This is a genomic window from Micromonospora sp. MH99 (assembly GCF_021442385.1).
Taxonomy (GTDB): domain Bacteria; phylum Actinomycetota; class Actinomycetes; order Mycobacteriales; family Micromonosporaceae; genus Micromonospora.
The window spans coordinates 1-1,961 of record NZ_MUZA01000148.1; the positions used below are offsets into that span (position 1 = coordinate 1).

A 1,961-nucleotide genomic window follows, 5' to 3' on the forward strand; every position below is an offset into this window, starting at 1 on the left:
GGCCTCGGTCCGGGCGCTCGCCGAGCACCTCGGCGCGGCCGCCCGCCGCGCCGACGCGCTGCCGTTCGCCGAGCTGCTGCCCGAGCGGCGCTGGGCCGAGTCCGCGGCCAACGGGCTGCGTACCGTCGTCGGCCGGGCCGGCCCCGCTCCGCTGACCGTCGCCTTCGATGACGCCACCCCGCACTGGCTGGTCGGCGGACGCACCGGCGCCGGCAAGACCGTCTTCCTCCTGGACGTCCTCTACGGGCTGGCCGCGCGCTACTCGCCGGCCGAGTTGCAGCTCTACCTGCTCGACTTCAAGGAGGGCGTCAGCTTCACCGAGTTCGTGCCCACCGGGCGTGACCCGTCCTGGCTGCCCCACGCCCGCGCCGTCGGCATCGAATCCGACCGCGAGTACGGCCTGGCCGTGCTGCGCGAGCTGCGCCGGGAGGCACAGCGCCGGGCCACCGCGCTGAAGCGGCACGGCGTCACCAAGCTCGCCGACCTGCCGCGGGACAGTCCACTGCCGCGCATCGTGGCAGTCATCGACGAGTTTCACGTGCTGCTCGCCGGCAACGACGCGCTGGCCCGCGAATCCGTGGACCTGCTGGAGGAGCTGGCCCGCAAGGGCCGCTCGTACGGCATCCACCTGGTGCTGGCCAGTCAGAGCATGACCGGCATCGAGGCGCTCTACGGTCGGGCCGAGGCGATCTTCGGGCAGTTCGCGCTGCGGGTGGCGCTGCCCGGCGGCGGGGGTGTCCTCGACCAGCTCAACGACGCCGCAGCGGCCCTGCCGATCGGCTCCGCAGTGGTCAACACCGCCGCCGGCGCGGTCGGCGCCGACACCGTGCTGCGCTTCCCCGACGCGCACGCCGCCGCGGCCGACCTCGCCGCGCTGCGCCACGAGCTGTGGCAGGCCCGCCCGCCGGGCTCGCGGGCCCCGGCGGTCTTCAAGGGGTACGAGGCGGCGCGCGTCGAGGACGACTCCACCTTCGCGGGGCTGCGCCCCGGTGGCCGACGCCCCATGGCGCTGGTCGGTCGGACGGTCGACGTGCACGGCACCACCGCGTTGTTCCTGATGGACTCCACCCCCGGCCGGCACCTCGCCGTGGTGGGCACCGCACCGGCCGGCGCGGACGTGCTGCGCGCCGCCGCGCTGAGCCTGGCCCGCCAGCACACTCCCGGTGACGCCCGGTTCCAGGTGGCCTCCCTGGTCGCCGCCGCCGACCCGGTGGCGGCCGAGACCGAGGCCGCGCTGCGGGCCGCCGGTCACCCGGTGCACCGCCTCGACGCGGCCGGGCTGCGCGACCGGATCGCCACGCTGGCCGCCGAGCCGGCCGGCCGCGAATACCTGGTGGTGTTCGGGATGGACACCGCAGCCCCGGTCCTCGGCGCGGCCGACCCGGTCACGTTCCGCTCCGGCCTGGACGACCTGCGTACGCTGCTGCGCCACGGCCCCGCCCAGGGCGTGCACCTGCTCGGCTGGTGGCGCGGCCTGCGGCGGCTCTCCGACGACCTCGGCGGCACCCAGAACCGCGACGACGTCGCCTGCCTCGTCGCGCTCAACGTGCCCGGCCCCGAGCTGGCCCTGCACCTCGGGGTGCACGACCTGGCCTACACGCCGCGCGCCGACCGGGCGCTGCTGGTCGACAGGCACGACCAGCGCACCAGGCTGATCGTGCCGTTCGCCCGCGACGGGCACGAGCCGCACGGGGAGCGTTGACAGTGTCCTTCGAGGAGTACGCGGCGCTGGCCCGACAGCTGGCCGAGCACCGCCGCACCGGCGAGCGGGACGCCGCGGCCGAGTCCGAGCGCCGTCGCGACCTGCACGCCGCCGCCGACTACCTGCACCAGCGGCTGACCGCGCAGGGCCACCGCCTCGACCAGCTCGGCCGCGCGATAGGCATCGACCAGCCACCGCCCGGCCCGACCGCCGCGCCGGGCTCGGCCGCTGACCCCGCCACCTGGCCCGGTCCGCCGCC

1 protein-coding gene and 1 pseudogene are annotated in these 1,961 nt (G+C 76.5%); both read left to right on the forward strand.

Annotated features, from left to right (window positions below; all coding sequences use genetic code 11):
• On the forward strand, positions 1-1,702 hold a 1,702-nt coding region (locus B0E54_RS32215), incomplete at its 5' end, for an FtsK/SpoIIIE domain-containing protein (protein ID WP_234591612.1).
• Between the two features lie 2 nt (positions 1,703-1,704).
• Positions 1,705-1,961 (forward strand): annotated as a pseudogene (locus B0E54_RS32220) (hypothetical protein); the annotation flags it as partial.